This window comes from Pseudomonas edaphica (genome assembly GCF_005863185.1).
In the GTDB taxonomy this organism is placed as follows: Bacteria; Pseudomonadota; Gammaproteobacteria; order Pseudomonadales; family Pseudomonadaceae; genus Aquipseudomonas; species Aquipseudomonas edaphica.
The window spans coordinates 1-3,489 of record NZ_VBVZ01000634.1; the positions used below are offsets into that span (position 1 = coordinate 1).

The 3,489-nt window shown below is 48.8% G+C and carries 3 protein-coding genes; all 3 read right to left on the reverse strand.

The features are described from left to right. Nucleotides 1–370: SMI1/KNR4 family protein (locus FEM54_RS27980; protein ID WP_205894438.1), on the reverse strand; the 370-nt coding region annotated here is incomplete at its 3' end. Nucleotides 371–767: 397 nt separating this feature from the next. Further along, nucleotides 768–1,178, reverse strand: a complete 411-nt coding sequence (locus FEM54_RS27985; RefSeq protein ID WP_138453798.1) for a hypothetical protein — start codon at nucleotides 1,176–1,178, stop codon at nucleotides 768–770. A 1-nt stretch (nucleotide 1,179) separates the two neighbouring features. Next, nucleotides 1,180–3,489, reverse strand: a 2,310-nt coding sequence (locus tag FEM54_RS34795) for a DUF637 domain-containing protein (RefSeq protein WP_240792815.1), incomplete at its 5' end; no start/stop codon positions are given.

Genomic DNA, 3,489 nt, shown 5'->3' on the forward strand with positions numbered 1-3,489 from the left:
TGTCTATAAGAGACAGCACTAGTAGTTGCGCCCACTCCTCAATATCTTGTGCCAAAAATTCTAGCGATCCTGTTTCGGGGTCAAAAGTATAAATTTTATTATTTTTTATACAAAACTGCCCACCAAAAATATCCTCAGCAAAAAATAGACAGCCATCGACCAAGCCGTCATACCCATCACGCCACAGAGAGTTTTCATTCCAATCAAAAATGCTGATTTCATGCTGACTAGAGCGCGTCGAAAACACATGCAGAGCACTTTCCAACGCATAAAATCCATTACATCGTTCGAGCATTGCCAAGAGTGCACAAGCTAAATCGCCAGCCATTTCAAATAATTCTACTGAGAGTTCAGGAACATGCTCGCTCAAAGATGAACTCGCTCTCTATAACAGTTTATCCAAACTCGACATATTCTAATCCACCACGTCTATTCGTACCTTAGTACCATTTGGGAGCCCTCTACATTGAGCACCAATGCAAGCACCTGCCCCACGGTTATCACAACCCAAAAAAAGGGGACAGATTTATTTAATTCACGCACTTCTCATAAATAAATGGATGCTGGCTAACTGGTTAACCAAAGCATCAAGCTACCGAGCACAAAAAAATAAAGCCACGTTATTAAAGAGCTAGCCACCATCATAGAAAAATAAAAGCATCAAATTTTCAAGTCAGTCTCCATTGCAAAAAGGCTGAAAAAGGAATTCGCCCCTTTCTCGATCAAATAAATCCGTCCCCTTTTCTTTTTTATCAAGCAAAAATAATCTACTTCATTCCACTATAGGGATCTGAAACAGAGTTTCCGATTTCGGCCAAAGCAACTTTTATCTCAGACGAAACCTTCAACGACAACTTTTCAACTGGATATGTGCGCACAAAATTGTAAACCTCTTCAAGCCCTAGCCTAGCGACAACCCCAATAATAATTTCAACGAGTTCTAAATCCTGCCCATCCCATATCAACTTCAAAATCTCTTCAACCTGACACTTCAACTCAAAATCTAAAATTGTATAGGTATGCCATTGTCGATCACTTAGCTCTAACAATGACTTAGAAAACTCGAGCCTACCGAGATCTTGATTCTCAAAATCTCTCAGCAACGCAACAAGCTCAGAACGAATATCTCCTTCAGGCATCGAATCTGGAAGTGCTGAATAATATTCAAGCTTTTTCATTTCAGAAATCTACCGGTATATGCGTAATATTAGATGGCTTCCTATACAAATTACCATCTTGACCAAGTAGCTTGTTTCCAATTTTTATCTGTGCCGTCCACCCGCCCCCCGCATTAGACCCAGGAAATTTTTGAGCGGCGTTGACATCTGGAGCGTGCCATTTGATCTCTACTATTTGACCGTTCCATTGATACTGAAATTTACTACCATCTGCAATTGTAGCTGATGTTTTGAAGGTATTAGGCGTACCTGGAGGCATCAGTTTTTCCAAATCCGCAGCATTGATCCTGCCATTGCTAATATATCCTTTCGCTGAAGAATAGACGTCAACGAAAGCCGCGGGTTTAAAGGGTGCAGGTTGATTTAGATAACCAAAATCGCCATCTACTTGAGATGCTGAAAAACTGCCTTTTGAAACGGGCGACACTTCAGCAACCGCACCGCCTCTCTTTGCACCCACCGTAACACTCGGCTTCGCCCCAGGAATCCCCAACCCCGCAATCGCGAGCGCCCCAAACAGCAAATTACCCGCTGCGTTCCATCCATCACCATTGATAGCCTGGTTCGCACCATGGCCTGCTTGAAGCACACCGTTAGCCGCTGCAGCGATTCGAACACTAGCGCCTAATGGCCCCGAAAGTCCATAAATGGCAGGACTCCCGATATTCGCAAGGCCTTGCTGCTCGTTATTTTCGCGCAGAACCCCCTTGGCATCCCTGTAAGTCAGCTCGTTAGCACTTCTATCCCTGCTCCACGAAAATTGCTCAGCCCAACTCAGCTCAGATCGCGCAGCATCCGCGTACGCATTTTTTGCATCGGTTGTACCAGCATAAGAAAACTCAGTGGAGGGCGTCGGCCCTTTGGTGAGGAGGCTTGCCAGTTCTTTAAGCGCCTGTGCCTCTCCCTTGGCTGCAGTTTGCTCGTAGGCGTAGACCTGAAGATAGGCATTTAACTCAACGATGTCGGCTCTGGATAAAGAACCAGGATTCTGCTTGTAGGCCGCCAACAGGTTATCGCTGCGCTGATCCGCCCCTTCGAGAGTCACCAGCGTCTTGGCTGCCCCAATACTGCGATCCTTCTCAAATGCTTCACGCGCCTTATCCCGCTCAGGTGCGGAGTGATCTCCCAAAAAGTTGTACTGAGTCGAGTTCTGCGCAATCCACTTGCCCTTCTCTAGCTTGCTTGCGTCAGCATTTTTTTGACCGGCGGCAGCCAACACGCCTACGATTTGAGAGCTCATGGTCAATAAGCGTTCGTCGCCTTTAACCAGCTTGTTTAGGTCTGCGACCAAGGCTTCGTTTGCCCCGGCGGCTAAAGCGCCCGTTTTGAAATCACCACCTGTCGCCTCGGCCAGTAGCCCTCCGACCATGGCATGAATGGCAATTTTTTGCGCCGATCCATCGGCAAACACGCCCTTGGTGTAATCGCCGACGGCATTGAAGCTGGCGGCGGCCAGAGTATTAAACAATGCGTTTTTTAACGCATCACTGGCACTCCCGCCTTGTCCGAGAGCTTTGCTTAGCAGTAAAGAAGTGCCATTTTGAAGCGCTTGATTCGCTGCAAACTGCCCTACACCACCCACGGTATATAACTTCGGTCCAATTATTTTTCCGGTGGCCGTGTCCGTATGGGTCCCAGTCCATCCGTCAAAGTAAGCAGCGGTAAAGCCGGCCGTGGCACCGGAAATCACATACCCCTTCATGGCATCCGAGGAGGTGACATCTTTAAGCACTGCGCCCAGGTTCCCACGATTGTTAATGACACTAACCGTAGCGTTGGTCGCCGCTCCCGCCGCAACAGCGCCTGTCGCAGCAGATATGCCAGCCGCCGCTTCTACGGAGAGTGTTCCCGCAGTTACCATGCCACCGGTAGCCGTGCCCATGGCGCCCGCCGCCATAGGCCCAACCACCGCCGCCATCAAAATCGCGATAATGATCTGCGAAGCAGGCCCCAACCCCGAGTTGCTGTACTTGAAGCTGTCATGAATCTCTTTGACCTGCCTCCAGTCCACATCACCCCTTGCCTCGGCGTCCTTGATCCACGCCAACTGGGGATCAGCCTTGACCATCGCATCAATGGATTGGCTGACGGTCTGTTGATTGACCTGATTGACGTCAATTTTCAGGCCTTCGACCGCCTTGATCGCGATGCTGCCCTCGGCAACCATTTGGGTCTGGCGCAACGTCTCGTCGGTGCTGCCTTTGCCTTTGGAAGACACCCAGAAGGCATTGTTATTGCTCTTCTCATGACTCTCCTGCCGCAAATCCTTCACCGCCTCAAACGTCACCGCCCCACCACTGACAATCGCAAT

What these genes read in the sequence shown, in the direction of transcription:
- FEM54_RS27985 (WP_138453798.1), bottom strand. Translation starts at nt 1,178, where the DNA reads ATGAAAAAGCTTGAATATTATTCAGCACTTCCAGATTCGATGCCTGAA.